Below are 26,631 nucleotides of genomic sequence, written 5' to 3' on the forward strand. Positions count from 1 at the left end.
ATTAGAAAGCCGACAGGCCGGGAAAGATGGCGTTAAACGGGTGACGTTTAGTCTTGTTGATCGATCTTACGCTCAAGAGACTTGAGTCGCTTGCTCATATCATCAATGTTCATCACCAGCGCTGCTGTTTTACGCCATACCTTGTTGGGTTGCAGCGGAATACCGGAGGAATAGACGCCAGGTTCAGTGATAGGACGCATTACCATGCCCATACCCGTCACCGTCACCTTGTCGCATATTTCCATATGGCCATTAATCACGCTCGCGCCGCCAATCATGCAGTAACGACCAATTTTCAGGCTGCCCGCCATGATGACGCCCCCCGCAACCGCGGTATTGTCGCCAATCACAACGTTATGCGCAATCTGGCACTGGTTATCGATGATAACACCATTGCCAATGATCGTGTCGTCGAGTGCACCACGATCGATCGTGGTACAGGCCCCGATCTCCACGCGATCGCCAATAATAACGCGACCAAGCTGTGGGATCTTAACCCAGTTACCGCGATCGTTCGCGTAACCAAAGCCATCAGAACCAATCACGGTACTGGACTGGACGAGGCAATTTTCGCCGATTTCAACTTCATGATAAACGGACACGTTGGCCCATAAACGGGTTCCAGAGCCGATTTTAGTATTTTTCCCAACGAAGCATCCAGGGCCAATGACGACGTTATCGCCCAGCTCAACGCCAGATTCAATAACCGCATTCGCGCCAACGGCCACGTTGTTACCCAGCTTCGCCGTCGGATCAATCGCTGCACTGGCAGCAATGTTCTGCGCCGGCTGCGGCGTGGTATCAAGAATTTGAGCCATGCGTGCATACGTCAGGTAGGGATTTTTCACTACCAGCGCGCTTCCAGTGGCAAAGGGAAGATCGTCCTGCGTCAGAACAACAGCTGACGCCTGGCATTGAGCCAGTTGTTCACGGTACTTAGGGCTTACCATGAAGGTAATCGTGCCAGCTTTAGCAGATTGCATGGACGCAACAGCGGTGATGACGATATCGCCATCACCGTGTAATTCTGCATCCAACTGCTGAGCTAAATCAGCCAGTCGAATTGAAGGCATTACTTATTTAACCTGTTTCAGAACATCAGCGGTGATGTCTTTAACATCGCTGCTGTTGAAAGCAACGGCGTTCGCATCAACAACCAGATCGATACTCTGATCGGCAGCAACTGCTTTAACAGCAGTCTGAATGCGAGTCACCAGCTTGCCGCGCTCTTCGTTAGAACGACGCTGACGATCCTGCTCGAAAGCCTGCGCTTTCTGGGAGAAGGTCTGGCGCTGAGCCATAACGTCTTTTTCCAGTTTGCTGCGATCGCTTGCTTTCATGGTAGAACCATCACGCTGCAGACGCTGCATTTTGGACTGAAGATCGCCTTCCATACGCTGCAGTTCGCTCGCACGGCCTTTGAATTCGTTTTCCAGAGTCGCAGAAACACCGGTTTTCTGAGCGACTTGCTGGAACAAATTACCCATGTTGACGATTGCGATTTTGTCTGCTGCCTGAGCAGAAGTTGCCATCGCTAAACCGAGACCTGCAGCTAATAACCACTTTTTCACAATTAACTCCTTACCATCCCATTGGCACCAGAAGGTACCGTTCTTTGCGTGGCAAGGCGACCGTTTTACCGATCGCCGGTTGTCAGCGCTACACTGCCAACGCATTCCATTGCAGCGGATTATTACCAGGTTTTACCAATGTTAAACTGGAATTGCTCCGCTTTGTCTCCATCGTATTTCTTAAACGGCTGGGCGTAGGAGAAGACCAACGGCCCCAGCGGTGACATCCATTGTAATGCGATACCGGCAGACATGCGAATATTGCCCGGATCGCTGTAGTCTGGTACGCCAGCCGCACGCATCTGGGCAGTATTCTCCCAGTTTGTATCCCACACCGTACCCGCATCCCAGAAGAAGGACGTACGTACGGAGTTCGCGTATTTATCACTGATAAATGGCGTTGGGGTGATGAACTCCAGGCTGGCCACGGCCATGGCGTTACCGCCTACCGCATCATCAGAGCTACATACTTGTTTTGGATCGCGGCTTGCGCAGTTATCTTCATCATTACCGCCGTAATAAACCGCTTTCGGACCAATGTTATTGGACTGGAAGCCACGCACGGTGCTTGAACCACCCGCGTAGAAGTTCTCATAGAACGGCAACTCTTTACTGCCGATACCGTCACCATAGCCCCAACGGGTACGACCCAGAACCACCCACTTGTGATCGTCATCAATCGGGAAGTAGGACGCGGTATCCAGCGTCACCTTATAGAACTCGTTATCGGAACCAGGAATGGTCACCTTACCGTTCAGGTTGACGCGAGAGCCTTCCGTTGGGAAGTAACCGCGGTCAAGACGGTTATAAGTCCAGCCGTAGTTGAAGGTGAAGTCATCTGCAGCAAAACCGTTGTCATCGCTGGACGTGCTTGCAGACTGGCCGATAGAGTCCAGATAACGCCACATCGCCACCTGCGGCTGCATGTTGGACAGGTCGTTATGCACGTAACCTAAGCCCGCTCGCAGGGTGTTGTATTCGTTAACCGGGAAGCCAAGCGTTCCGTCCACACCGTAACTTTTGTTGGTGTAGGAAGACAGATCTGCATCATCCGCTTTAAAGTCGTTATAGAAGATACGACCGCCCAGGCTCACACCGTCAACGGTGAAGTATGGGTTGGTAACGGAGAACTCAGAGTAGGTCTGGTAGTCGTTTTTGGTACCGTTAATACCAACAGAGTAACCCGTACCCAGCCAGTTATCCTGCTGGACGCCTACCTGGAAACTCACGCCGCTTTCCGTGCCGTAGCCCACGCCGAAGTTAAAGCTACCGGTGTTACGCTCTTTTACTTTATAAACGACATCAACCTGATCCGGGCTGCCCGGTACACGCTGAGTTTCAGTGTCTACGGTTTCAAAATAGCCCAGACGGTTCAGACGCTCTTTACCCTGGTCGACCAGGTCGCTGCCCAGCCACGCACCTTCCATCTGGCGCATTTCACGGCGCAGAACGGAGTCTTTGGAGGTGTCGTTACCGACGAAGCGGATCTTACGCACGTAGAAACGGTTACCCGCATCAACGTTAACGTGCAGCTTAACGGTTTTATCCGCGTCGTTGATTTCCGGCTGAGTCTGTACGCGCGGATAGGCATAACCATAGCGGCCGAGCAGCTTCTTAATGCTGTCTTCCATTTTGGTGACTTTGGATCCGCTATACAGATCGCCCGGCTGAATTTTGGTCAGCGATTCGATCTCAGCAGAATGCCCCGCCAGGTTACCACTCACTTCAACACCGGAAAGCTTGTACTGATCGCCTTCAGTGATGTTAACCGTAATGTAGATACCTTTCTTGTCCGGAGTCAGACTGACCTGAGTCGAGTCGATGTTGAAGCGGGCATAACCGCGATCCAGATAGTAGCTGCGCAGGGTTTCAAGGTCGCCCGCCAGTTTCTGCTTCTGGTATTTACGATCGCCAACTACGTTCCACCACGGCACTTCATCGCGCAGCTGGAAGGTCGAGATCAGTTCGTCGGTGCTGAACGCGTGGTTACCCACGATGTTGATCTGCTGGATCTTCGCAGAAACACCTTCCTGGAAGACCAGCTTCAGGTCAACACGGTTACGCGGGAGCGGAGTGACAACCGCTTTCACGCTGGCGCTGTATTTACCGACGCTGTAGTAGAAGTCTTCCAGACCTTTTTCAATGTCTGAAAGGGTTGTGCGGTCCAGAGATTCACCCACACGAACACCCGATGCTTCAAGGTTTTGCTTGAGCATGTCATCTTTCACCGACTTGTTGCCGGAGAAAGTGATACTGGCGATCGTTGGACGTTCTTTTACCTGTACCAGCAGCGTATCACCATCGCGCAGGACGCGGACGTCCTCAAAGTTGCCGGTGGCAAACAGAGCACGGATGGTGTTACTGATATCTTCATCATTAACCGTATCGCCGGGGCGCACAGGCATACTGAGGAGGGCCGCACCAACGGCGACACGCTGAAGGCCTTCGAAATGAATATCTTTCACTACGAACCCGTCAGCACCGTATACGGTGGCGCTGCTAAACAGCAGCGACGCTATGAGCAACTTTTTCATCGCCATCGTTATTATGCGTTCTTCCTAACTAACTCTCTTACAACCGAGAGAAATCATTGAAAAGTGCAAGCCCCATTAACAGCACCAGCAAAATCGAGCCAATGCGATAACTAAAGTCTTGAACTCGCTCGGATACCGGCCCGCCTTTTAGCTTTTCAATCGCTAAAAACAGCAGATGACCCCCGTCTAAAACGGGAAGCGGGAACAGGTTGATAATCCCAAGGTTCACGCTAATAAGCGCGAGGAACATGAGATAGTAAATCACCCCGAACTCCGCTGACATCCCAGCCCCCTGAGCAATCGAGATTGGCCCACTGAGGTTGTTCAGTTTCACATCACCGGTTATCAATTTCCCCAACATGTTGACCGTCAGCTTCATCAGTTGCCATGTTTTATCCGTGGCTTCAAGAATGGCGCTGAACGGCCCATACTGGCGTATTGTCTTGTACTCATCTGGCAGCGGGATCACTTTTGGCACAACGCCTGCAAACCCTTCTGCCTTTTTGCCGACCGACTTCGTATCCGGGATCAGCGTCAGCGAAAGCGGACTGCCTTGCCTTTCAACTTCAAGCGCGAGGGACGTCCCCGGATTATCGCGCACCAGAGTAACAAAGGTCATCCACTCTGTTAATGGTTGACCATCGACTTTAACGATCCTGTCGCCAGCTTGCAAACCCGCTTTGCTCGCCGCCGAATTTGCCTGTACTTCGGCTAATACCGGCTCAATCTGCGCGCCGCGGGGACGAATGCCCAGCGCAGCGACGGGATCCTCTTTGTCTGGCTCGAAACGCCAGTGGCGTAAATCCAGTACTTTGTCCTGACGCGCGTCTGACCCAAAGGGCGATACGCTGATAGTTGTCTGCGGATCGCCAATTTTGGCTACCAGCTGCAGTCGCACGGCATCCCAATCAGGGGTTTCGATGCCATCAATCGCTTTAAGTTCCATCCCGGATGTAATTTGCGCACTCGCCGCGATGGAGTCAGGGGCAATCTCCCCCACTACCGGACGCACGCCAGGGACGCCGATGATAAACACCAGCCAGTAAGCGAAAATCGCAAAGATGAAGTTGGCTACCGGTCCGGCAGCAATGATGGCGGCGCGTTGTCCAACGGTTTTGTTGTTAAACGCACTGTGTCGCAGTTCGGGAGCGACTGGCTCAACGCGTTCGTCGAGCATTTTGACGTAGCCGCCAAGCGGGATAAGGGCGATGACAAATTCCGTGCCGTGACGGTCGGTGCGCGTCCAGAGTGATTTGCCAAAACCGATGGAGAATCGCTCTACCCGCACACCACAACGGCGAGCAACCCAGAAATGGCCAAATTCATGCACGGTAATCAGTACACCCAGTGCAACAATGAACGCCGCCAGATTCCAGAGAATGCTCAGCATAAAACCTTCCGTTAAATCGTCCCGAATACCAGTAAAAGCAGGCAAGCAAATACTGGAACAGCCGCTGTCAGGCTGTCAATGCGATCCAGTATACCGCCATGCCCTGGAATAAGATGTCCGCTGTCCTTAATCCCTGCTTCACGCTTAAACATACTTTCGGTTAAATCACCGAGCACTGAGGCAAGTGCAGCAAAAATCGAGCACACCAGCAGTATTGACGGTGCCACGGCCAGATCTGCCCAGACGCCATAGCCCCAGGAGATGATCGCTGCCGTAAACAAGCCGCCGATGAAGCCTTGCCAGGTTTTCCCCGGAGAAACTTTTGGTGCCAGCTTATGTTTGCCAAACAGTTTACCAAACATATAGGCCCCGGAGTCAGCCCCCCAGACGAGAATCATCACATAAAGCAGCCAGATCGCACCGCTGTAGTGGTTTTCGTCATAGTGCCAGGCGCGCAGCGCGACCATGCCCCAGAAAAACGGAACAATGGTGAGCAAACCAAAAATCAGTCTCAGCACTTTTGAATGCCGCCATATTGCGGCTGAACCTGGATAAAAAAGCACCAGCAACAGCGCGGCAACCCACCAGGCCAACGACACCCACAGGGAGCCGGCAACCAGCGGTTGATGAATATCATGGTGATATTCAGGCAACGTAAACAGCATTATGGCCAGGATAAAGCCACAGAGTACCGCAAGCCATACCCGCTGGCTGCGCGAGGTAAAGCCGCTAAACTGTCCCCATTCCCACGCGGCGAGCATGCACACTACCAGCGTGACAATGGCGAATCCCACCGGGGGCAGTAAAAACAGCGCCGCAATGACAATGGGTATTAAAACAAAAGCGGAAATCAGGCGATACTTCAGCAAAAGCTACCCCCATCAGGCTTTGTCGCCACCTGGCTCGGTGCCGCCGAAACGACGCTCTCGATTGGCAAAGGCATGCAGCGCACCTTCAAAGTCTTGTTCATCAAAATCGGGCCAGAGAACATCCGTAAAGTAAAGTTCAGCATAGGCAATTTGCCATATCAGAAAGTTACTTATGCGATGTTCCCCCCCTGTCCTAATTACCAAATCCACAGGTGCCAGTTCATTCATGCAGATTTGCTTGCTCAGCGCCTCTTCATCAATCTGGTCGGGTCTCAACAGCCCTTCCTGAACCTGTTCGGCCAGATGCCGAACGCCCTGGATAATATCCCAGCGTCCACCGTAATTCGCCGCAACGTTGAGCGTCAGACCGGTATTATTTTCCGTCAGCGCTTCTGCTTTACGAATCCGCTCCTGCAAACGTGAGTTAAAACGACTGGTATCGCCAATGATGCGCAGGCGAACGTTGTGGCGGTGCAGGCTTTTTACTTCGCTGTCTAGCGCCCACACGAACAATTCCATCAACGCAGTCACTTCCTGCGGAGGTCGATTCCAGTTTTCACTGCTAAAAGCATAGAGCGTTAACGCATCAATGCCGTTATTGGCGGCAAAAGAGACGGCGCGGCGAACAGATTTCGCTCCCGCTTTATGCCCAAAGGCTCGTATTTTCCCTTGTCTTTTCGCCCAGCGCCCGTTGCCATCCATAATGATTGCTACATGACGGCAGCCATGAGCTGGCAAGTTTTCGCTTATTGGTTGATTCGCAGACAACATAACGCGTTTTTTGTCCCTGAAAGGATTTAACGGTACTCAGGAATACTTAAGCCTGTACATAAAAAAGCCGTGTCAAACCACGGCTTACCTGACCACATAAAGTCAAATTCCTGCGATCAGGTGGCGCAGACTATATCACTGAAGCCCAACGCTAACAAATAGCACGACCACTAGTGCTTGCTTTATCACCAGCTTGCGAGACGTGTCACCTGTTTACGCGCAATATCACGAGCAGCTGTATCCACCGCCAGCACCTCTTCCACGCTTTGTGGCTCGCGCAAATCCATCATTTCCAGTACCGATAAATTTAAGGTCGCGATATCGGTAAAACGGATCTGCTGATTCAGAAATGCGTCAACGGTAATTTCATTGGCTGCATTCAGTGCCGTCGTCGCCGCCTGCCCCTGGTCAAAGGCGTTCATTGCAAGCTTCAGACAAGGATAACGATCGTAGTCTGGTTCACTGAACGTCAGAGAACTGAGCTTACAGAAATCAAGCGGCTTCACGCCGGATTTCACCCGGTTCGGCCATGCCATTGAATGGGCAATAGGCGTACGCATATCCGGCTCGCCGAGCTGTGCCAGCACGCTGCCATCCTGATAGCGCACCATCGAGTGAATCACCGACTGCGGGTGGATCAGTACTTCCATCTGTTTCGCCGACGCATTAAACAGCCAGCGCGCTTCAATGTATTCCAGACCTTTGTTCATCATGGTGGCAGAATCCACGGAGATTTTACGCCCCATTGACCAGTTCGGATGACGGCACGCCTGATCCGGCGTCATTGCGCGCAGTTCAGACAGTGGCGTTTCACGGAACGGGCCACCAGACCCGGTAAGCAGAATCGACACCACGCCATTCTGCTCCAGGTCAGCGTACCCCAGGTTCTGTTGAAAAGGTTGCGGTAAACTCTGAAAAATGGCGTTGTGCTCGCTGTCGACCGGTAAAAGACGTGCCCCGCGCTGTTTTACCGCGTCCATAAACAGACGTCCGCAGGTCACCAGCGACTCTTTATTGGCGAGCAAAACATCTTTACCGGCATCGATCGCAGCAAGTGTCGGCAGCAGCCCGGCCGCGCCGACGATGGCCGCCATAACCTGGTCAACCTCATCCAGCGCCGCCATCTCGCAGGCCGCCTGCTGGCCACTCAGCACCTCGGTTCGGCTGCCCTTCTCACGCAGCTGGGCTTTCAGCAGGCGCGCGCTCTCTTCGTCATCCATCACCGCATAGCGGGGCATAAACTCCAGACACTGCTCGACCATACGCTGCACATTCTTACCGGCCACCAGCGCTGTCACGGTGTAAAGTTCAGGATTATGGCGGACGACGTCGAGAGTACTGCAACCAATGGAGCCGGTTGAGCCGAGGAGTGTTAAGTGCTTCATGAGATGCCCGAAAAAGTTAGACCAGATAAAAGCAAAACGCCGCCAGCAAGACCCGAAGTCCCTCTGAACGGCGTTTATCAGTGTACGACAGAAATCAGAACTGCATCAGTTCCGCTTCTTTTTCTGCCAGCGCCGCATCAATTTTCTTGATGGCAGCGTCGGTCATTTTCTGAATGTCGTCCTGAGAACGACGATCGTCATCTTCGCTGATCTCTTTTTCTTTCAGCAGTGCTTTCACTTTATCGTTCGCGTCGCGGCGCACGTTACGTACGGAAACACGACCCTGCTCAGCTTCACCGCGAACCACTTTGATCAGGTCTTTACGACGCTCTTCCGTCAGCGGAGGCAGCGGAACGCGGATGTCAGCGCCCGCAGAGCTTGGGTTCAGACCCAGATCAGAGGCCATGATCGCTTTCTCAACGGCCGGGCTCATAGAGCGATCGAAGACGTTGATTTTCAGCGTACGGGTATCTTCAACCGTCACGCTCGCCAGCTGACGCAAAGGGGTTGGCGTACCGTAGTATTCTACGATGATGCCATCCAGCAGGCTTGGGGAAGCACGGCCAGTACGGATTTTGCTGATTTGGTTTTTGAACGCTTCTACGCATTTGTCCATGCGTACTTCAGCATCTTTTCTGATGTCGTTAATCACGTTACGAATCCTTGAAAACTTGTCTCAGGCAGACTATCCGCCAGCACAGCGCTACAGGTGTGCTAAGTATAGTCGCGTTTAATTCATGACAACGCCAAAGGCGCGTCCAGGTAAGATACCACTACAAAGTAAAGCGGAATCTTACCTGTATTTATCGTCGACGGAAATTATTCCGTGATCAAAGTGCCTTCTTTTTCGCCCATGACCACGCGACGCAGTGCGCCAGGCTTGTTCATGTTGAAGACACGGATCGGCAGTTTGTGGTCGCGAGCCAGCGTGAAGGCGGCAAGATCCATCACTTTCAGCTCTTTATCCAGCACTTCGCTGTAGCTCAGCTGATCGTACATGGTCGCAGACGGATCTTTTGCCGGGTCGGCAGTAAACACGCCGTCTACTTTGGTCGCTTTCAGCACCACATCGGCTTCAATTTCGATACCGCGCAGGCAGGCAGCGGAATCGGTGGTAAAGAACGGGTTACCCGTACCGGCGGAGAGGATCACCACGCGGTTGTTGCGCAGCAGGCTGATGGCCTCTGCCCAGCTGTAATTATCGCATACGCCATTCAGGGGAATCGCGGACATCAGGCGGGCGTTCACATAAGCGCGATGCAGAGCGTCACGCATTGCCAGGCCATTCATCACGGTTGCCAGCATACCCATGTGGTCGCCCACAACGCGGTTCATCCCCGCTTTCGCCAGACCAGCACCACGGAAAAGGTTGCCACCGCCAATGACCACGCCAACCTGGATACCCAGTTCGACCAGTTCTTTGATTTCCTGTGCCATGCGATCAAGGATGCTTGCGTCAATACCGAAGCCTTCCGATCCCTGCAGCGCTTCGCCACTCAGCTTAAGCAGAATGCGTTTGTACACGGGTTTTGCATTGGTAGCCATGTTTCTTTCCTGAGACTGTCAACGATTAAGATGGGAGTTAATTCTGGCGACATAATATGCCGCAAATCAGCACGGCGATACTGGAGCCTGTCTGATTTCCTGTGACGGGTGACAAAAAGAAGCCGCCCTCAGGCGGCTCCTTTTCAATCATTAAGACTGCTTGGACATTGCAGCAACTTCTGCTGCGAAATCAGTCTCAACTTTTTCGATGCCTTCGCCCACTTCGAAGCGGATGAAGCCAGTTACGTCAGCGTTGTGCTCTTTCAGCAGCTGAGCAACAGACTTGCTTGGATCCATAACGAAAGGCTGGCCAGTCAGAGAAACTTCGCCGGTGAATTTCTTCATGCGGCCTTCAACCATTTTCTCTGCGATTTCTTTTGGCTTACCAGACTGCATCGCGATGTCCAGCTGAACCTGGTACTCTTTCTCTACCACTTCAGCAGACACGTCTTCTGGCTTAACGAATTCTGGCTTGCTTGCAGCGATGTGCATTGCCAGCTGTTTAACCAGCTCTTCATCAGCGCCTTTAGCCGCAACCAGAACACCGATACGTGCGCCGTGCTGGTAAGAACCCAGTACTTCGCCTTCCAGTGAAGATACACGACGGATGTTGATGTTCTCACCGATTTTAGCAACCAGCGCAACACGTTCTTCTTCGAACTGTGCTTTCAGAACTTCAACGTCAGTGATTTTGCCAGCAACAGCTGCGTCCAGAACTTTGTTCGCAAATGCCTGGAAACCGCCATCTTTAGCAACGAAGTCAGTCTGGCAGTTAACTTCCAGAATGATGCCGTAGGTGCCGTCGATTTTAGTGATGATCACGCCGTCAGCAGCAACGTTGCCTGCTTTCTTAGCTGCTTTGATCGCACCGGATTTACGCATGTTTTCGATTGCCAGCTCGATGTCGCCGTTCGCTTCAGTCAGCGCTTTTTTGCAATCCATCATGCCTGCGCCAGTACGCTCGCGCAGCTCTTTTACCAGGGATGCGGTAATTTCAGCCATTCTTAAATCCTCGGGAGATGTGAACTGCCCGGCCGGAGGCCAAACAGTGTAAATTGAAAAAAGGGGCCGATAATGGGCCCCTATTCATACACGGTACTAATAAGGGGTAAAACCTTATTATTCAGCTTCTACGAAGCTTTCTTCCGCCTGAGAAGCCAGATCCTGGGAACGGCCTTCACGAACGGTAGCAGCTACAGCGCTCAGGTACAGGCTAACAGCACGGATTGCGTCGTCGTTACCCGGGATAACGAAGTCAACACCGTCCGGATCGGAGTTGGTATCAACGATAGCGAATACTGGGATACCCAGGTTGTTAGCTTCTTTGATAGCGATGTGCTCGTGGTCTGCATCGATTACGAACAGCGCGTCTGGCAGGCCGCCCATATCTTTGATACCGCCCAGGCTGTTTTCCAGCTTGTCCAGTTCACGAGTGCGCATCAGCGCTTCTTTCTTAGTCAGCTTGTCGAAAGTACCGTCCTGAGACTGGGTTTCCAGATCTTTCAGGCGCTTGATGGACTGACGAACAGTTTTCCAGTTGGTCAGCATGCCGCCCAACCAGCGATGGTTCACGAAGAACTGGTCGCAGCTGTTAGCAGCATCTTTCACAGCTTCGCTTGCAGCGCGCTTAGTACCAACGAACAGAATCTTACCTTTACGGGAAGAGATCTTGTTCAGCTCAGCCAGGGCTTCGTTGAACATTGGTACAGTTTTCTCAAGGTTGATGATGTGAACTTTGTTACGCGCGCCGAAGATGAAAGGCTTCATTTTCGGGTTCCAGTAACGGGTCTGGTGACCAAAGTGAACACCAGCCTTGAGCATGTCGCGCATGGAAACAGTTGCCATGTTTTAAAACCTCTATATTGAAAGTTGGGGTTATGCCTCCACGTATCCCATATTACCGACCCCGAAGGGCACCCCGGAATATGTGCCGATACGTGTGTGTTGTTACACAAAGTGAGATTTGTCGCTTCCGTCCAGCCTGTGTATCTGAGATGGATCGGAAGTCCGGCGCGCTTTATACCACAAAACACGACCAGAAACCAACAGTTGTTGGCGGAGTGTGCTGTTAATGATTCTCAATTTGGCACGGGACGTGCCTGACTGATACCATTGACGACACTTAGACTAGTATTGTCGAAAAAATCGACACCGATGGACAGATTACATGGCTATCTCTATTAAGACACCTGAAGAAATTGAAAAGATGCGCGTCTCCGGTCGTCTGGCCGCGGAAGTGCTGGAAATGATCGAGCCGTTCGTGAAGCCGGGCGTCAGCACCGGCGAACTGGATCGCATCTGTAATGACTATATCGTTAACGAGCAGCACGCGGTTTCCGCCTGTCTCGGCTACCACGGCTTCCCGAAATCCGTCTGCATCTCTATTAATGAAGTGGTTTGCCACGGTATTCCGGACGACGAAAAACTGCTGAAAGATGGCGACATCGTCAACATCGACGTGACCGTCATTAAAGACGAGTACCACGGCGACACCTCTAAGATGTTCATCGTTGGCAAACCAACGATTCTGGGCGAGCGTCTGTGCAAAGTGACGCAAGAGAGCCTGTACCTGGCGCTGAAAATGGTTAAGCCGGGCATTCGCCTGCGCACCCTCGGTGCCGCAATCCAGAAATTCGTGGAAGCGGAAGGTTTCTCCGTGGTGCGCGAGTACTGCGGTCACGGCATTGGCCGCGTCTTCCATGAAGAGCCGCAGGTTCTGCACTATGATGCCGATGACGGCGGCGTGGTGCTGCAAAAAGGGATGACCTTCACCATCGAGCCGATGGTCAACGCCGGTGACTACCGCATTCGCACCATGAAAGACGGCTGGACGGTGAAAACCAAAGACAGAAGCTTGTCTGCCCAGTACGAGCATACTATTGTGGTAACGGACAACGGCTGCGAAATTATGACGTTGCGCAAGGATGACACCATCCCGGCGATACTGACGAACATTGAGTGATAAGAAGCCGGCAAATGCCGGCTTTTTTAATGGCGATAGCTTTTTCTTATGGGTGGCGCACGATGAGTAATCTATTACCCGAACAGTATGCTAACACAGCACTTCCCACCCTCCCCGACCAGCCCGATAACCCGGGCGTCTGGCCGCCGCACGAGCTGACCTGCGCGCACATAAAAGCCCATATGGATGTTTTCCACCGCTGGCTGGGCAGCGCGTTCGACGCGGGCGTATCTGCCGAGCAGCTCATCGAAGCGCGCACCGAATTTATCGACCAGCTCCTGCAGCGTCTGTGGATCGACTACGGTTTCGGGCAGGTTAGCGACGTCGCGCTGGTTGCCGTCGGGGGCTATGGCCGCGGTGAGCTCCATCCGCTCTCCGATATCGATCTCCTGATCTTAAGCCGCAAAAAGCTGCCGGACGAACAGGCGCAGAAAATAGGCGAGCTGCTGACCCTGCTCTGGGACGTCAAGCTTGAAGTGGGCCACAGCGTGCGCACCCTGGAAGAGTGCCTGCTGGAGGGGTTATCTGACCTGACCGTCGCCACCAACCTGATTGAAACCCGCCTGCTGATTGGCGACGTCGCGCTGTTCCTGGAGCTGCAAAAGCATATTTTCAGCGACGGCTTCTGGCCATCTGAGAAATTCTTCGCCGCCAAGGTCGAGGAGCAAAACCAGCGCCACCAGCGCTACCACGGCACCAGCTATAATCTTGAACCTGATATTAAAAGCAGCCCCGGCGGCCTGCGCGACATCCACACGTTACAGTGGGTCGCCCGTCGCCACTTTGGCGCCACCTCGATGGACGAGATGGTCGGCTTCGGCTTCCTGACCGAGGCCGAGCGTAACGAGCTGAACGAATGCCTGCACCTGCTGTGGCGCATCCGTTTTGCCCTGCATCTGGAAGTTACCCGCTACGATAACCGCCTGCTGTTTGACCGTCAGCTCAGCGTGGCGCAGCGGCTGAACTATCAGGGCGAAGGCAACGAGCCGGTTGAGCAGATGATGAAGGATTTCTTCCGCGTCACCCGCCGGGTCACCGAGCTGAACCAGATGCTGTTGCAGCTGTTTGATGAAGCGATCCTTGCGCTGACGGCGGACGAAAAGCCGCGCCCGATTGATGACGAATTCCAGCTCCGCGGCACGCTGATCGATCTGCGCGACGAAGCGCTGTTTATCCGCGAACCGGAAGCGATCCTGCGGATGTTCTACACCATGGTGCGCAACAGCACGATCACCGGGATCTACTCCACTACCCTGCGCCATCTGCGCCACGCGCGCCGCCATCTGACGCAGCCTTTGTGTTACATCCCGGAAGCACGCTCGCTGTTTCTGAGCATGCTTCGCCACCCGGGCGCCGTCAGCCGCGGGCTGCTGCCGATGCACCGCCACAGCGTACTGTGGGCCTATATGCCGCAGTGGTCGCACATCGTCGGGCAGATGCAGTTCGATCTGTTCCACGCCTACACGGTGGATGAACACACCATCCGCGTGATGCTCAAGCTGGAAAGCTTTGCGAAAGAAGAGACGCGCTCCCGCCATCCCCTGTGCGTGGAACTGTGGCCGCGCCTGACCCACCCGGAACTGATCCTGATTGCCGCCCTGTTCCACGACATCGCCAAGGGCCGCGGCGGCGATCACTCGGTGCTGGGCGCGCAGGACGTGCTGAAATTTGCCGAACTGCACGGTCTCAACTCACGTGAAACGCAGCTGGTCGCCTGGCTGGTGCGCCATCACCTGCTGATGTCGGTCACCGCCCAGCGTCGCGATATTCAGGACCCTGAGGTGATTAAGCAGTTCGCCGAAGAGGTGCAAACGGAAAACCGTCTGCGCTATCTGGTCTGCCTGACGGTGGCCGATATTTGCGCCACCAACGAGACCCTGTGGAACAGCTGGAAGCAGAGCCTGCTGCGCGAGCTGTACTTCGCCACCGAAAAACAGCTGCGTCGCGGGATGCAAAACACCCCGGACATGCGCGAACGCGTGCGTCATCACCAGCTGCAGGCGCTGGCGCTGCTGCGGATGGATAACATTAATGAAGAGGCGCTGCATCAGATTTGGGCCCGCTGTCGTGCCAACTACTTTGTCCGCCACAGCCCAAACCAGCTTGCCTGGCACGCGCGGCACCTGCTGAAGCACGATCTGTCTCAACCGATGATCCTGCTGAGCCCGCAGGCCACGCGCGGCGGAACGGAGATTTTCATCTGGAGCCCGGACCGGCCTTATCTGTTTGCTGCCGTCTGCGCCGAGCTCGACAGGCGTAACCTGAGCGTTCACGACGCGCAGATTTTTACCACCCGCGACGGCATGGCGATGGATACTTTTATCGTGCTGGAGCCGGACGGCAGCCCGCTGTCGTCGGACAGGCATGAAGGGATACGTTTCGGTCTGGAGCAGGCGATTACCCAGCGCAGCTGGCAGCCGCCGCAGCCGCGTCGCCAGCCGGCTAAATTACGCCACTTTACCGTCGATACCGAGGTTAATTTCCTGCCGACCCACACCGACCGTAAATCGTTCCTGGAGCTGATCGCGCTCGACCAGCCAGGGCTGCTTGCCCGCGTCGGCCAGGTTTTTGCCGATCTGGGAATTTCGCTCCATGGCGCCCGAATTACAACCATTGGCGAGCGAGTAGAAGATTTATTTATAATCGCCACCGCAGACCGGCGTGCCCTTAATAATGACCTGCAGCTTGAAGTGCAACAACGGTTGACAGCAGCCCTCAATCCAAACGATAAAGGGTGACGTGTTTTTTAGTGAAATGGAAAGAGTAAACAATGCAGCAGTTACAGAACGTTATTGAGTCCGCTTTTGAGCGTCGCGCCGAGATCACTCCGGCAAATGTGGATACCGTGACCCGTGAAGCGGTAAACCAGGTTATTTCCCTGCTGGATTCCGGCGCGCTGCGCGTGGCAGAAAAAATCGACGGTCAGTGGGTCACTCATCAATGGCTGAAGAAGGCCGTGCTGCTCTCTTTCCGCATCAACGATAACCAGGTTATCGACGGAGCAGAAAGCCGCTACTTCGATAAAGTGCCAATGAAATTCGCGGATTACGATGAAGCGCGTTTCCAGAAAGAAGGCTTCCGCGTGGTACCACCGGCGGCTGTACGTCAGGGCGCATTCATCGCACGTAACACCGTGCTGATGCCATCCTATGTGAACATCGGTGCGTACGTTGACGAAGGTACCATGGTTGATACCTGGGCAACCGTCGGTTCCTGCGCGCAGATCGGTAAAAACGTTCACCTGTCCGGCGGCGTCGGCATCGGTGGCGTTCTGGAGCCACTGCAGGCTAACCCGACCATCATCGAAGACAACTGCTTCATCGGCGCACGTTCAGAAGTGGTGGAAGGCGTGATCGTGGAAGAAGGCTCCGTGATCTCCATGGGCGTTTACATCGGTCAGAGCACCCGTATTTACGACCGCGAAACTGGCGAAGTGCACTACGGTCGCGTTCCTGCGGGCTCCGTGGTCGTTTCCGGTAACCTGCCGTCAAAAGACGGTAAATACAGCCTGTACTGTGCGGTTATCGTGAAGAAAGTAGATGCGAAAACTCGCGGTAAAGTGGGCATCAACGAACTGCTGCGCACCATCGACTAATCCCCGACGCGTTGATATACCGGGACCCGCCTGTGCGTCCCGGTATAATCATCAAAAACGTCCGTTTCCGCCGTCGCGATTGCCATTCCCTTTTTTCTCAACCCTGCGATATCCGCCGCCATACGCTGGCTCCCAAGCCAGAAAAGCCCGTCGAGAGCCGTCACGGCCAGACCCGACTCCAGCGCCAGCTTCAGTCGCTCACGCGGCGCTTTTACCTCTTTGGCAATCTGTCGGAAAGGCTCTGCAGTAAGCCCGGTGGGATCGATCCGTCGAATGCGGGTACTCATGCGGTACTGAAAAGCCTCGGGAATCGCATTGAGATCGGCCTTCAGGCTGTAGACGCAGCCAAAGCGCTTGCCGTTAAAGATGACGTTCTTCTGATTTAGCTGAAACTCATCGCGCAGCCCGGCGATAAGCTGAGGGGCGCGGGTCAGCACCAGTCGGAACGGCAATTCGAAGCTGGTGACATAATCCACGTTCAGCAAGGCAATGCGTAGACGCTCTTCCGCACCTGCCTTTAGCTGGCGGCACTCTGCGGCAACTTCTGCCCACTGGTGCGTGAGCCTTGGGCTCTCATCGGCGGCGCCAAAGCTGTATTTTTCGATTTGATAATCAATGCGTCCTGACATGTCATTATCTCCGCGGGCTACGCTTTCGTGCGATAACTTTGCCTCATTTCCCCGGTTTTGAATACCGTCTCGCTCTTCTTTTCTCACGGCTATCGCTATGCTGCGTCAGCGATGAGAATGCCGATTAAGGTATAAAATTGATTTCCACTTGACGTAGCCGTTAAAAACAACAATAAACGAGTGGGGGCAATGCACCTTCCCTGCCCGGTAATTTCAGTGAAATGTAATCAGGATCGACCCCGCTTTTTTTGTATGTGAGGGTGGCAAAAAGGAATTTTTTCGTTAATTATTCAAAGGTTATGTTGAGATAAGGGTACCGCTATGTACGATAATCTGAAAAGTCTGGGCATTACCAATCCTGATGAAATCGATCGTTACAGCCTTCGCCAGGAAGCCAACAACGACATTTTAAAAATCTATTTTCACAAGGATAAAGGAGAGTTTTTCGCCAAGAGCGTGAAGTTTAAATATCCACGCCAGCGTAAGACCGTCGTCGCTGACGGCGTAGGACAAGGGTATAAAGAGGTGCAGGAAATTAGCCCTAACCTGCGCTATGTGATCGATGAACTCGATCAGATTTGCCAGCGCGATCGCACCGAAGTCGATCTCAAGCGCAAGATCCTCGACGATCTGCGTCACCTTGAAAGCGTTGTCACTAACAAGATCAGCGAGATTGAAGCGGATCTTGAGAAATTAACTCGCAATAAATAAGTCAGGTGCGGTCTGATCCCCTCACCCCGGCCCTCTCCCACAGGGAGAGGGTGAAAAACGCACGCTGCATCATCTCTGCTCGTCCAGCTGCAGCGCAACATACAGCAGCAGCCTGTCGTCAAAGTTCCCCAAATCCAGCCCCGTTAGCTCCGAAATTCGGTTAAGCCGATACTCCAGGGTGTTGCGATGAATAAACAGCGCTTTTGAGGTCGCCAGCGGCTGCACGTTATGGCGGAACCACGCCTGTAAGGTCCGGCGCAGCAAGCCGTTATTGTCCATCGCCTTCAGGCGCGCTAATGGCCGCGCCAGCTCGTTCGCCTGCCAGCCGCCGCGCAGGCTGTCGAGCAGCACCGGCAGCATCAGATCCTGATAAAAATAACTGCGGCTCTCCGGCATCCGCTGCTTGCCCACCATCATGGTGGTGCGCGCGGTACGCCAGGACCGGGCGATGCTGCCCGGCCCGGTAAAGTAATTGCCCAGAGCAACGCGAAAACGCAGCTGGCCGTTTTCCTCCATACGGGAAATCAGCAGTTCCACGCGACGACGATGATCCTCAGCATCCCAGCGGCCGAATGGATTGAGCGCGGGTTTGAGTACCACCATTTCCGTCAGCGAGACTATCGCCACCAGGTTGTCGCGCTCCGGCGTCGCCAGCGCATTTTGCAGCTGCTGCAGCTCGGCCATCGCGCTGTCTACGCCAAGCTGTCCGCTATCGACCTCAATCACCGCCACCACGCGCGGCTGGTTCAGATCGATCCCCAGACGCTGCGCCCATTCGCTAAGAGCAGGCGTATGCTCTTCCGCCTGAATCAGGTTCATTACCAGCTCCTCGCGTAAACGGCTGTCCTGGGCGAGCAGGTGCATCAGGCGCGACTGCTCAAGCATCATTTCCGCCGTCATACAAACCAGCTCGCCGTATTTACGCAGGGATTCCGGTTCGCCCGTCAGGCCGATAACACCAACAATTTCCCCTTCCAGACGCAGCGGCAGGTTAATTCCCTGACGCACGCCGTGCAGGTGTTTCGCTACCGCATCGTCGATATCAACCACGCGGCCCTGAGAGAGCACCAGCAGGGCACCTTCGTGCAATTCCCCAATACGCTCGCGATCGCCGCTGCCAATAATGCGCCCGCGGGCATCCATTACGTTGATATTGGTATCAATGATGCGCATGGTGCGCGCCACGATATCCTGCGCCATTTTGGTATCAAGATGCCAGCCAGCCATGTAGCCCTCCTGTGAGCAGAGCTCAAGCATAGGGAAGTTCAGCGACGGCTGCATTGTGCGAATGCACAAAGTGAGAGGGGGAAGTATGGAGTTGCGGCAGGCGTCACAGAAACGAGAAAGCCCCTGCGTACAGGGGCTTAAGAGGATTACTGCATCAGCAGGTAGATTGAGGTGTCACCGCGCTGGATATTCAGCGCCAGCACGGACGGTTTGCTGTCGAGAATTTTGCGCAGTTCAGCGATGTTTTTCACCGGCTGCTGGTTAGCCCCCATGATCACATCGCCTTTTTTCAGGCCGATACGGGCAGCAGGTGAGTTCGCCTTCACGTTGTTCACCACCACGCCTTTATCTGCGCCTTTATTGCTCATCTCGGCACCTTCAATACCGTTGAAGATGGTGCTGGAATCCACCTGATTCTGGCTGCTCTGCTGCAGCTCCAGGCTCACGTTAACCGGTTTGCCATCACGCAGCAGGCCAAGGGTCACTTTGCTGCCAATCGGCATCGAGCCCACTTCCGCACGCAGGGCGGCAAAGCTGCTGATCGGTTTACCGTTCAGGGAGGTGATCACATCACCCGCTTTAATACCCGCCTTCGCTGCAGAGGAGTTCGGCATAACCTGGCTCACGAACGCGCCGCGCTGCGCATCCACCTTCATCGCTTTTGCCAGCTCGGAGTTCAGCTCGGTACCCATAATACCCAGCTCACCGCGTTTCACCTGGCCGTACTGCACCATCTGAGCAGTCAGGTTTTTCACCATGTTGCTCGGGATAGCAAAGCCAATCCCGATGTTGCCGCCGTCCGGTGCCAGAATAGCGGTGTTGATACCGATCAGCTCGCCGTTCAGGTTCACCAGCGCACCGCCGGAGTTACCGCGGTTAATGGCCGCATCCGTCTGGATGAAGTTTTCATAGTTTTCCGCATTCAGGCCGCTACGGCCCAGCGCAGAGACGATACCGGAGGTCACGGTTTCACCCAGACCGAACGGGTTACCGATAGCGACGGTGTAATCGCCCACGCGCAGCGAATCGGAGTCGGCAATTTTAATCGCCGTCAGGTTTTTTGGATCCTGAATCTGGATCAGCGCGATGTCAGAGCGCGGGTCTTTACCGACCATCTTGGCATCGAACTTACGACCATCACTCAGTTGAACCTTAATGCTGTTAGCGTTATCCACAACGTGGTTGTTGGTCACGACATAGCCTTTCGCCGCATCAATAATCACCCCCGAGCCAAGCGCCATGAATTTCTGTTGCTGGCCGCCACCCTGGCCGTCATCCCCTGCGCCACCACCCTGACAGAACGGAGAGCTCTGGAATGGGGAACCGTCCTGGCAGAACGGTGAATTGTCACCGAAGAACTGCTGGAAGTTACGCGGCATGCGCGGCGTATTGACGGTCGTGCTGCCCTCAACGTTAATACTCACCACCGATGGCATCACTTTTTCGAGCATCGGTGCCAGGCTTGGCATCTGCTGCGCGGTTGCTGCCGACGACGCGGTCTCGGCTGCAGTAGCAGTCAGAGGAGACAGCGCTAAACCTAAACTCAGAGCCAGTGCACTCATTGCTAATGTGGTTTTTTTCATGTTTCTCAATCTCGATTTACAGGTAACGCAAAATTGCTGTGTAACTCAGATTCATTTTATACCGCTTAGTTCCGGCCATAAGTTTATGGAAAAGGTAAAAATTTATTGGCCTTCTTTACAAAACTCCGGAATTATTCCACGGCCATGAGCTTGCGGTATTCATCCCAGGCATACAAATCGGTCATGCCGCTGATATAGTCCTGGATGAGACGGCAGCGATAATAATATTCCATCACCGGCCATTCCGGAGCGTGGCGATCCAGCTTACCTATCGCTTCGACATACGCCAGCCGATGGCGGGTCGAGAGTTTCTGATAGAGCCGGGATTCGATAGGAATTCGCCGCACGCGTTCTTTTTCCACCAGCTCGCTAAACTCCTCAACGGAGAGCTGAAGCAATGGGGAATAAATTTCCAGTAATCCACTGATTACCCGGTATCCCTGCAGTTCCAGCTGCTCGACATCAGGATGGCTGAACACATGCCGCATCGCCACATGCTTATAAAGCTCAAGGAGTTGGCTGAAACTGCTGTCATCTTCCAGCAGCGCATGGTTGAATTCCCCGCTGAAGATTTGCGGCAAATTATCAATAAAGCGCGAGGCGGCATACGGCACCAGTTTATTTAATGTGTTGACCCGCAAATACATAAAGAACTGATCTTCCGTACTGCGGCTTAACGTATTTGAGCGCGATTTTTCCCAGGCATTTTCGACAACCTGCGCAAACAGCGATCCTTTTTCATGGATTCCCCATGCCGCATAAAGATGCTGATAAAGCTCCTCGACGCTGAATATTCTTTTCTCAACGGCATCTTCCAGGTCGGCCACGCAATAGGAAATATCGTCGGCGGCTTCCATAATCCACGTCAATGGGAAGCGGCCGTTTGGCGTCAGGGAAAGTTCTTTACGCAGCCGTTCTATATAGGCCTCTTCGGAAAGGTAATAGCCCGGCTTTTTCATTAAATAGCTGTGGGACGCGGGCGTCTCCCCCATCCACCATGCGGGACGCGTATATTTCAGAATGCAGCCAACCTGCGCCCAGGTCAGGTTCATCCGCATCAGGGAGTGCACCAGCCGGATCCCCTGCGCGTTGCCCTCAAAGTGACAGAGATCCTGGCGAACTTTACGGCGCAGATCGTTCAGCCCTTCTTCGCCCTCACGCAGGCGTAAATCGCGCACGATGCAGCGGTCATCGCTGAGTGGCTGACTTGCCGCATCCGACGGATAAAGCCGTTGTTTAAACCAGTCATTAATGGCCGCCTCGCCAAAGTGGCCAAAAGGCGGGTTGCCAATATCGTGCATCAGGCAGGCCATCTCAACGATGCTTTCGAAAGGCCCCGTCAGCTCATCCAGCCCATAAGTTTCCAGTAAACGCTGCTCTTTGAGGCGGCTTAAAATCTCTTTGGCAATATAACGCCCGACCTGCTGCACTTCCATTGAGTGGGTTAAGCGCGTGCGCACCGCGGCGTTACGCTCCAGCGGGAATACCTGGGTCTTTTGCTGTAAACGCCGGATGGCGGGCGAGTTAATAATCCTGCCGCGATCGCTTTCGAAGATACGCAGGATCTCATGTTCGCTCTTTTCGCCCTGTGGCGAACGGAAACGACGGTGCCAGTTAATTTTGGTACGAAAATCGATTGGTGACATGTGCTCCCCCGCGTGAGAATGCGTTTCCCCTTAACCGCATGATAGACTATGCCTCTTAACAAGGCACATCGCGAGTAAATCTATGAAAATCGGCATTATTGGTGCAATGGAAGAAGAAGTTACGCTCCTGCGTGACAAAATTGAGAACCGTCAGACCCTCTCTCTCGGGGGTTGTGAGATCTACACCGGCCAGCTGAACGGTGTTGAGGTGGCTCTGCTGAAATCAGGCATCGGTAAAGTGGCTGCTGCGCTGGGTGCGACCCTGCTGCTTGAGCGCTGCAAGCCGGACGTCATCATTAACACGGGCTCGGCAGGCGGTCTGGCGCCGACGCTGAAAGTGGGCGATATCGTTGTCTCCGACGAAGCGCGTTACCACGACGCCGACGTCACCGCGTTCGGCTACGAATACGGCCAGCTTCCGGGCTGCCCGGCAGGGTTTAAAGCTGACGATAAACTGATTGCGGCGGCTGAAGCCTGCATTGCTGAGCTCAATCTCAACGCGGTACGCGGCCTGATTGTCAGCGGTGATGCGTTCATCAATGGCTCCGTTGGTCTGGCGAAAATCCGTCATAACTTCCCGCAGGCGGTTGCCGTTGAGATGGAAGCGACCGCGATTGCGCACGTTTGCCACAATTTCAACGTACCGTTCGTGGTAGTTCGCGCCATCTCTGACGTGGCAGACCAGCAGTCACACATCAGCTTCGACGAGTTCCTGGCCGTTGCGGCAAAACAGTCCACCGTGATGGTGGAACGCCTGGTGCAGAACCTGGCACGTGGCTAAACGGTCTATCAGGGCGCTGGCCGCCCTGCTGCTGCTCGCACCGGCGTGGCTGTTCGCCGCGCCGCGTGTGATTACCCTTTCCCCCGCTAATACCGAACTGGCGTTTGCCGCCGGGATCACCCCCGTTGGCGTCAGCAGCTTTTCGGATTACCCCCCGCAGGCGGCCGGTATTGAGCAAGTGGCAACCTGGCAAGGGATGAACCTTGAGCGCATCGTGGCGCTTAAGCCGGATCTCGTGCTGGCCTGGCGCGGCGGTAACGCCGAGCGGCAGGTTAACCAGCTCACCTCGCTTGGCATCAAGGTCATGTGGGTTGACGCGGTAAGTATTGAGCAGGTCGCCCAGGCGCTGCGCGCCCTGGCCCCTTATAGCCCTGCGCCTCAAAAAGCCGAGAGTGCGGCGAACCAGACGCTCAGCGACTATGCCGCGCTGAAAGCCCAATACGATACGCCAGCCAAAAAACGCATTTTCCTGCAGTTTGGCAGCCAACCGCTGTTTACCACCGGAAAAGGCTCGATACAGAACCAGGTGCTGGAAGTCTGCGGCGGGGAAAATATCTTTGCTGCCAGCCGGGTACCGTGGCCTCAGGTGAGCCGTGAGCAGGTTCTGGCGCGCCAGCCGCAGGCCATCGTCGTGGTCGGAAATGCGAGCGAGATTCCTAAAATTAAACAATTCTGGCAGAACCAGCTAAAAATTCCGGTGATCCCTCTCAACGGTGACTGGTTTGAACGCGCCAGCCCGCGTATTATCCTCGCCGCAAAACAGCTCTGTGCCGCCCTGGCAGAGGGTCATTAACATACGTTCGAGGATTTAACGATGCTCGTTTATTGGCTGGATATTCTTGGTACAGCCGTTTTTGCTATCTCCGGCGTCCTGCTCGCCGGAAAACTACGCATGGATCCGTTTGGCGTGCTGGTGCTGGGCGTGGTGACCGCCGTTGGCGGCGGGACGATCCGCGATATGGCGCTGGCAAATGGCCCGGTGTTTTGGGTGAAAGATCCTACCGATCTTGTGGTCGCAATGGTCACCTGCCTGTTGACTATCATGCTGGTTCGCCAGCCTCGCAGGCTGCCAAAGTGGATATTGCCGGTGCTGGATGCCGTGGGTCTGGCCGTGTTTGTGGGGATCGGGGTGAATAAAGCCTTCAATGCCGGAACAGGGCCAATGGTGGCGATCTGCATGGGGGTCTTAACCGGCGTGGGCGGCGGGATCATTCGCGACATCCTGGCGCGCGAAGTACCGATGATCCTGCGTACCGAAATCTATGCCACAGCCTGCATCATTGGCGGGATTGTGCACGCCACGGCGTACTACACCTTCGCGGTACCGCTGGAAAATGCGGCCATGCTGGGGATGGTCGTGACGCTGGTGATTCGTTTAGCGGCGATACGCTGGCACCTGAAGCTGCCGACCTTTGCGCTGGATGATAATGGAAGGTAAAAGCAAAACGGTAACCCTCAGGTTACCGTTTTTAGTCTTTTATCCCTCTCACTGTGAGAGAGGGTCGGCGTGAGGGCATCAGCCCGCACGCGCTTAGATGCTGAATGAAGAACCACACCCGCAGGTGCTTGTGGCGTTCGGGTTGGTCACCACAAAACGCGAACCTTCCAGACCTTCGGTGTAATCCACCGAGCCGCCCACCAGATACTGCAGGCTCATCGGGTCAACTACCAGCGCGACGCCCTGCTTCTCAATGGTCATATCGCCGTCGTTCACCTGATCGTCAAAGGTAAAACCGTACTGGAAGCCGCTGCAGCCGCCACCGGTAATATAAACACGCAGTTTCAGATCCGGATTGTCTTCGTCGGCAATCAGGGTTTTCACTTTGTTGGCTGCTGCTTCGGTAAACTCCAGCGGCACAGCTACGTCATCACTCATCTTATGCTCCCATGAATACTGCTATTGGGTAAAATTCACCCAATTCTTTTCGTCATTATCTAATACCCTGGTAATTCATTCAAGTATTCTGCGCGGCGGCCCGCTCCGCCTCTTGTTTTGCCAGGGTACGCGCGAGGATGGTGGAGTATAGCGGTTTTCCACCCAGGAATTGGGCTAATAGTGTCGCCCCGAGACAGGTAATGATCATTGGCAAAATGAGCTGGTAATTATCCGTCATCTCCAGCACCAGCACGATGCCGGTTAACGGCGCGCGCAGGGACGCGGCCAGCAGCGCCCCCATCCCGGCCACTGCAAAGGTGCCGGCGTCCAGGTGGTAAGCGGGGAACCCCGCCTCAGCCGCCATACCAAACGCGGTGCCCAGCAGCGTTCCGAGCGCCAGCATCGGGGCAAAAATCCCGCCGGGCGCGCCGGAGGAGAAGCACAGTACCGTGGTAATAACCCGGGAGATAAACATAAACAGCAGCAAACCCACGCTGAAGTTCCCAGCTGCGGCAATCGGGATCAGCCCGAAACCGCCGCCCGCGGCATTCGGTTCAATAAAGCCGAGCACGCCGCAAATGCCGCCCAGCAGGCCGCCCATCAGCACCCATTTTGTGGTATTGCCGCCGTGAACGCGCTGGAACATATCCTGCGCGCGTAAGATAAAGGTGTTAAACAGCGGCCCCACCACGCCAAAAATCATGCCGAGGATCAGGTATAGCCACAGGGTGTTAACCGGTGCGTTGGTCAGTTTACCGACTTCAATCACCGCCCCTTCGCCATTAAAGATGCGAAAGACGATGCTCGACATAATGACGCCGGTAAACACCGCTTTAATGGAGATCAGGTTGTAGCGGAACTGCGCGCGCATCTCTTCGATGATGAACAAAATACCCGCCAGCGGCGCGTTAAACGCCGCAGAAAGCCCCGCCGCTGCACCGGTGGCCAGCAGAGTATGACGCGCCTCGGCGCTGCTCATGCGGAACAGATCGCCCACCATGCGGCCGACGTTCCCCCCCAACTGCACCGTTGGCCCTTCACGGCCGAGCACCATCCCCGCGCCCAGCGTCCCCATGCCGCCGATAAACTTAACCGGGATCACCCGCCACCAGCGCACCGGACGGAGCTCCTCCAGCGCGCCTTCAATTTCCGGGATACCAGACCCGCCAGCCTCCGGGGCGAATTTACGCACCAGAAAATACCCCACCATGGCAAACAGCGCAGACAGGCCGAATGCCGCTACCCAGACCAGCCATTCGCGCTCGGCAAAACCGGCTACGGTTCCCACTCGCCAGTTGAGTACGGCATTAACTGCTTTTTCAAACGCCACGCCAACCAGGCCTGCAAGGGTACCCACCACCGCAGCGGCCAGCAGGATCGCCAGCGGCGTTTTATCGCGATTGAGCAGCCGCCGAATACTGATTCGGTGCTGGGCGCGCGTAAACTGTTGTTCTTCAAAAGACGGAGAATCTGATTTCATGTCCTGTTCTTATTCGTCATACAAAAAGCCGCGAAGATTTTACCAGAGACCTTCCCTGCGTCGCCTGAAAAATACT

General features: G+C 54.6%; 24 protein-coding genes. 7 read left to right on the forward strand and 17 right to left on the reverse strand.

Annotation, left to right across the window (positions count from 1 at the left end; all coding sequences use genetic code 11):
- Nucleotides 1-47: 47 nt before the first annotated feature.
- The 11 genes from lpxD to rpsB all read right to left on the reverse strand — a co-directional run bounded on the left by lpxD (nt 48) and on the right by rpsB (nt 11,910).
- Nucleotides 48-1,073 (reverse strand): UDP-3-O-(3-hydroxymyristoyl)glucosamine N-acyltransferase, encoded by a 1,026-nt coding sequence (gene lpxD, locus OSH03_RS12680; protein WP_266179225.1) that lies wholly within the window; start codon nt 1,071-1,073, stop codon nt 48-50.
- A 3-nt stretch (nt 1,074-1,076) separates the two neighbouring features.
- Entirely contained in the window at nt 1,077-1,571 is a 495-nt protein-coding gene (gene skp / locus OSH03_RS12685) for a molecular chaperone Skp (RefSeq protein ID WP_014882635.1), read from the reverse strand.
- Between the two features lie 122 nt (nt 1,572-1,693).
- Nucleotides 1,694-4,111 (reverse strand): outer membrane protein assembly factor BamA, encoded by a 2,418-nt coding sequence (gene bamA, locus OSH03_RS12690; protein ID WP_266179226.1) that lies wholly within the window; start codon nt 4,109-4,111, stop codon nt 1,694-1,696.
- A gap of 31 nt (nt 4,112-4,142) precedes the next feature.
- The gene (gene rseP, locus OSH03_RS12695; protein ID WP_061099167.1) at nt 4,143-5,495 is read right to left on the reverse strand and encodes a sigma E protease regulator RseP; all 1,353 of its coding nucleotides are present in this window, start codon (nt 5,493-5,495) and stop codon (nt 4,143-4,145) included.
- 11 nt (nt 5,496-5,506) lie between these two features.
- Nucleotides 5,507-6,364 (reverse strand): phosphatidate cytidylyltransferase, encoded by an 858-nt coding sequence (gene cdsA, locus OSH03_RS12700; RefSeq protein WP_061099168.1) that lies wholly within the window; start codon nt 6,362-6,364, stop codon nt 5,507-5,509.
- Nucleotides 6,365-6,376: 12 nt separating this feature from the next.
- Nucleotides 6,377-7,135, reverse strand: a complete 759-nt coding sequence (gene ispU, locus OSH03_RS12705) for a (2E,6E)-farnesyl-diphosphate-specific ditrans,polycis-undecaprenyl-diphosphate synthase (protein WP_028015581.1) — start codon at nt 7,133-7,135, stop codon at nt 6,377-6,379.
- Between the two features lie 185 nt (nt 7,136-7,320).
- A complete protein-coding gene (gene ispC, locus OSH03_RS12710) occupies nt 7,321-8,520 on the reverse strand; it encodes a 1-deoxy-D-xylulose-5-phosphate reductoisomerase (protein ID WP_061099169.1) in 1,200 nt (399 codons plus the stop codon).
- Between the two features lie 94 nt (nt 8,521-8,614).
- Nucleotides 8,615-9,172, reverse strand: a complete 558-nt coding sequence (gene frr / locus OSH03_RS12715; protein WP_003856180.1) for a ribosome recycling factor — start codon at nt 9,170-9,172, stop codon at nt 8,615-8,617.
- Between the two features lie 167 nt (nt 9,173-9,339).
- The gene (gene pyrH / locus OSH03_RS12720; protein WP_008501910.1) at nt 9,340-10,065 is read right to left on the reverse strand and encodes a UMP kinase; all 726 of its coding nucleotides are present in this window, start codon (nt 10,063-10,065) and stop codon (nt 9,340-9,342) included.
- Nucleotides 10,066-10,215: 150 nt separating this feature from the next.
- A complete protein-coding gene (tsf, locus tag OSH03_RS12725) occupies nt 10,216-11,067 on the reverse strand; it encodes a translation elongation factor Ts (protein ID WP_028015579.1) in 852 nt (283 codons plus the stop codon).
- Between the two features lie 117 nt (nt 11,068-11,184).
- A complete protein-coding gene (gene rpsB, locus OSH03_RS12730; RefSeq protein WP_003856207.1) occupies nt 11,185-11,910 on the reverse strand; it encodes a 30S ribosomal protein S2 in 726 nt (241 codons plus the stop codon).
- 322 nt (nt 11,911-12,232) lie between these two features.
- Here rpsB and map point away from each other — a divergent pair, with 322 nt between their 5' ends.
- The 3 genes from map (at nt 12,233) to dapD (ending at nt 16,622) form a co-directional block, all read left to right on the forward strand.
- Nucleotides 12,233-13,027, forward strand: a complete 795-nt coding sequence (gene map, locus OSH03_RS12735; RefSeq protein ID WP_266179227.1) for a type I methionyl aminopeptidase — start codon at nt 12,233-12,235, stop codon at nt 13,025-13,027.
- 62 nt (nt 13,028-13,089) lie between these two features.
- Nucleotides 13,090-15,765 carry a bifunctional uridylyltransferase/uridylyl-removing protein GlnD gene (gene glnD, locus OSH03_RS12740; RefSeq protein WP_061099702.1) on the forward strand — a complete coding sequence of 892 codons (2,676 nt, stop codon included), beginning with the start codon at nt 13,090-13,092 and terminating at the stop codon, nt 15,763-15,765.
- 32 nt (nt 15,766-15,797) lie between these two features.
- The gene (gene dapD / locus OSH03_RS12745; RefSeq protein WP_008501915.1) at nt 15,798-16,622 is read left to right on the forward strand and encodes a 2,3,4,5-tetrahydropyridine-2,6-dicarboxylate N-succinyltransferase; all 825 of its coding nucleotides are present in this window, start codon (nt 15,798-15,800) and stop codon (nt 16,620-16,622) included.
- On the opposite strand, the gene OSH03_RS12750 is transcribed toward dapD, so the two are convergent.
- Nucleotides 16,619-17,251: an ECs1377 family protein gene (locus tag OSH03_RS12750; protein WP_061099170.1), complete on the reverse strand. Its 633-nt coding sequence runs from the start codon at nt 17,249-17,251 to the stop codon at nt 16,619-16,621. The two genes, dapD and OSH03_RS12750, sit on opposite strands and share 4 nt — an antisense overlap.
- 321 nt (nt 17,252-17,572) lie before the next feature.
- On the opposite strand from OSH03_RS12750, the gene OSH03_RS12755 reads away from it, so the two are divergent.
- The gene (locus tag OSH03_RS12755; protein WP_008501916.1) at nt 17,573-17,962 is read left to right on the forward strand and encodes a DUF3461 family protein; all 390 of its coding nucleotides are present in this window, start codon (nt 17,573-17,575) and stop codon (nt 17,960-17,962) included.
- Nucleotides 17,963-18,031: 69 nt separating this feature from the next.
- Here OSH03_RS12755 and cdaR read toward each other — a convergent pair whose 3' ends face one another.
- The 3 genes from cdaR to dgt all read right to left on the reverse strand — a co-directional run bounded on the left by cdaR (nt 18,032) and on the right by dgt (nt 22,418).
- A complete protein-coding gene (gene cdaR / locus OSH03_RS12760; RefSeq protein WP_266179228.1) occupies nt 18,032-19,189 on the reverse strand; it encodes a DNA-binding transcriptional regulator CdaR in 1,158 nt (385 codons plus the stop codon).
- Between the two features lie 146 nt (nt 19,190-19,335).
- A complete protein-coding gene (degP, locus tag OSH03_RS12765) occupies nt 19,336-20,772 on the reverse strand; it encodes a serine endoprotease DegP (protein WP_266179229.1) in 1,437 nt (478 codons plus the stop codon).
- A gap of 131 nt (nt 20,773-20,903) precedes the next feature.
- Nucleotides 20,904-22,418, reverse strand: a complete 1,515-nt coding sequence (dgt, locus tag OSH03_RS12770; RefSeq protein ID WP_266179230.1) for a dGTPase — start codon at nt 22,416-22,418, stop codon at nt 20,904-20,906.
- Between the two features lie 82 nt (nt 22,419-22,500).
- On the opposite strand from dgt, the gene mtnN reads away from it, so the two are divergent.
- From mtnN to OSH03_RS12785, 3 genes are read left to right on the forward strand one after another with little or no spacing between them, the layout of a single operon-like run.
- Nucleotides 22,501-23,199: a 5'-methylthioadenosine/S-adenosylhomocysteine nucleosidase gene (gene mtnN / locus OSH03_RS12775; RefSeq protein WP_262803435.1), complete on the forward strand. Its 699-nt coding sequence runs from the start codon at nt 22,501-22,503 to the stop codon at nt 23,197-23,199.
- Nucleotides 23,192-23,992 carry a vitamin B12 ABC transporter substrate-binding protein BtuF gene (gene btuF / locus OSH03_RS12780; RefSeq protein WP_266179231.1) on the forward strand — a complete coding sequence of 267 codons (801 nt, stop codon included), beginning with the start codon at nt 23,192-23,194 and terminating at the stop codon, nt 23,990-23,992. Before mtnN ends, btuF begins: the two co-directional genes overlap by 8 nt.
- A gap of 21 nt (nt 23,993-24,013) precedes the next feature.
- Nucleotides 24,014-24,637, forward strand: a complete 624-nt coding sequence (locus OSH03_RS12785; RefSeq protein ID WP_061099175.1) for a TRIC cation channel family protein — start codon at nt 24,014-24,016, stop codon at nt 24,635-24,637.
- 93 nt (nt 24,638-24,730) lie between these two features.
- Here OSH03_RS12785 and erpA read toward each other — a convergent pair whose 3' ends face one another.
- Nucleotides 24,731-25,075 (reverse strand): iron-sulfur cluster insertion protein ErpA, encoded by a 345-nt coding sequence (gene erpA / locus OSH03_RS12790; RefSeq protein WP_008501923.1) that lies wholly within the window; start codon nt 25,073-25,075, stop codon nt 24,731-24,733.
- A gap of 79 nt (nt 25,076-25,154) precedes the next feature.
- Nucleotides 25,155-26,555, reverse strand: a complete 1,401-nt coding sequence (gene clcA, locus OSH03_RS12795) for a H(+)/Cl(-) exchange transporter ClcA (RefSeq protein ID WP_266179232.1) — start codon at nt 26,553-26,555, stop codon at nt 25,155-25,157.
- Nucleotides 26,556-26,631: the final 76 nt, after the last annotated feature.

This window comes from Enterobacter nematophilus, from assembly GCF_026344075.1.
GTDB classification, from domain to species: Bacteria; Pseudomonadota; Gammaproteobacteria; order Enterobacterales; family Enterobacteriaceae; genus Enterobacter; species Enterobacter nematophilus.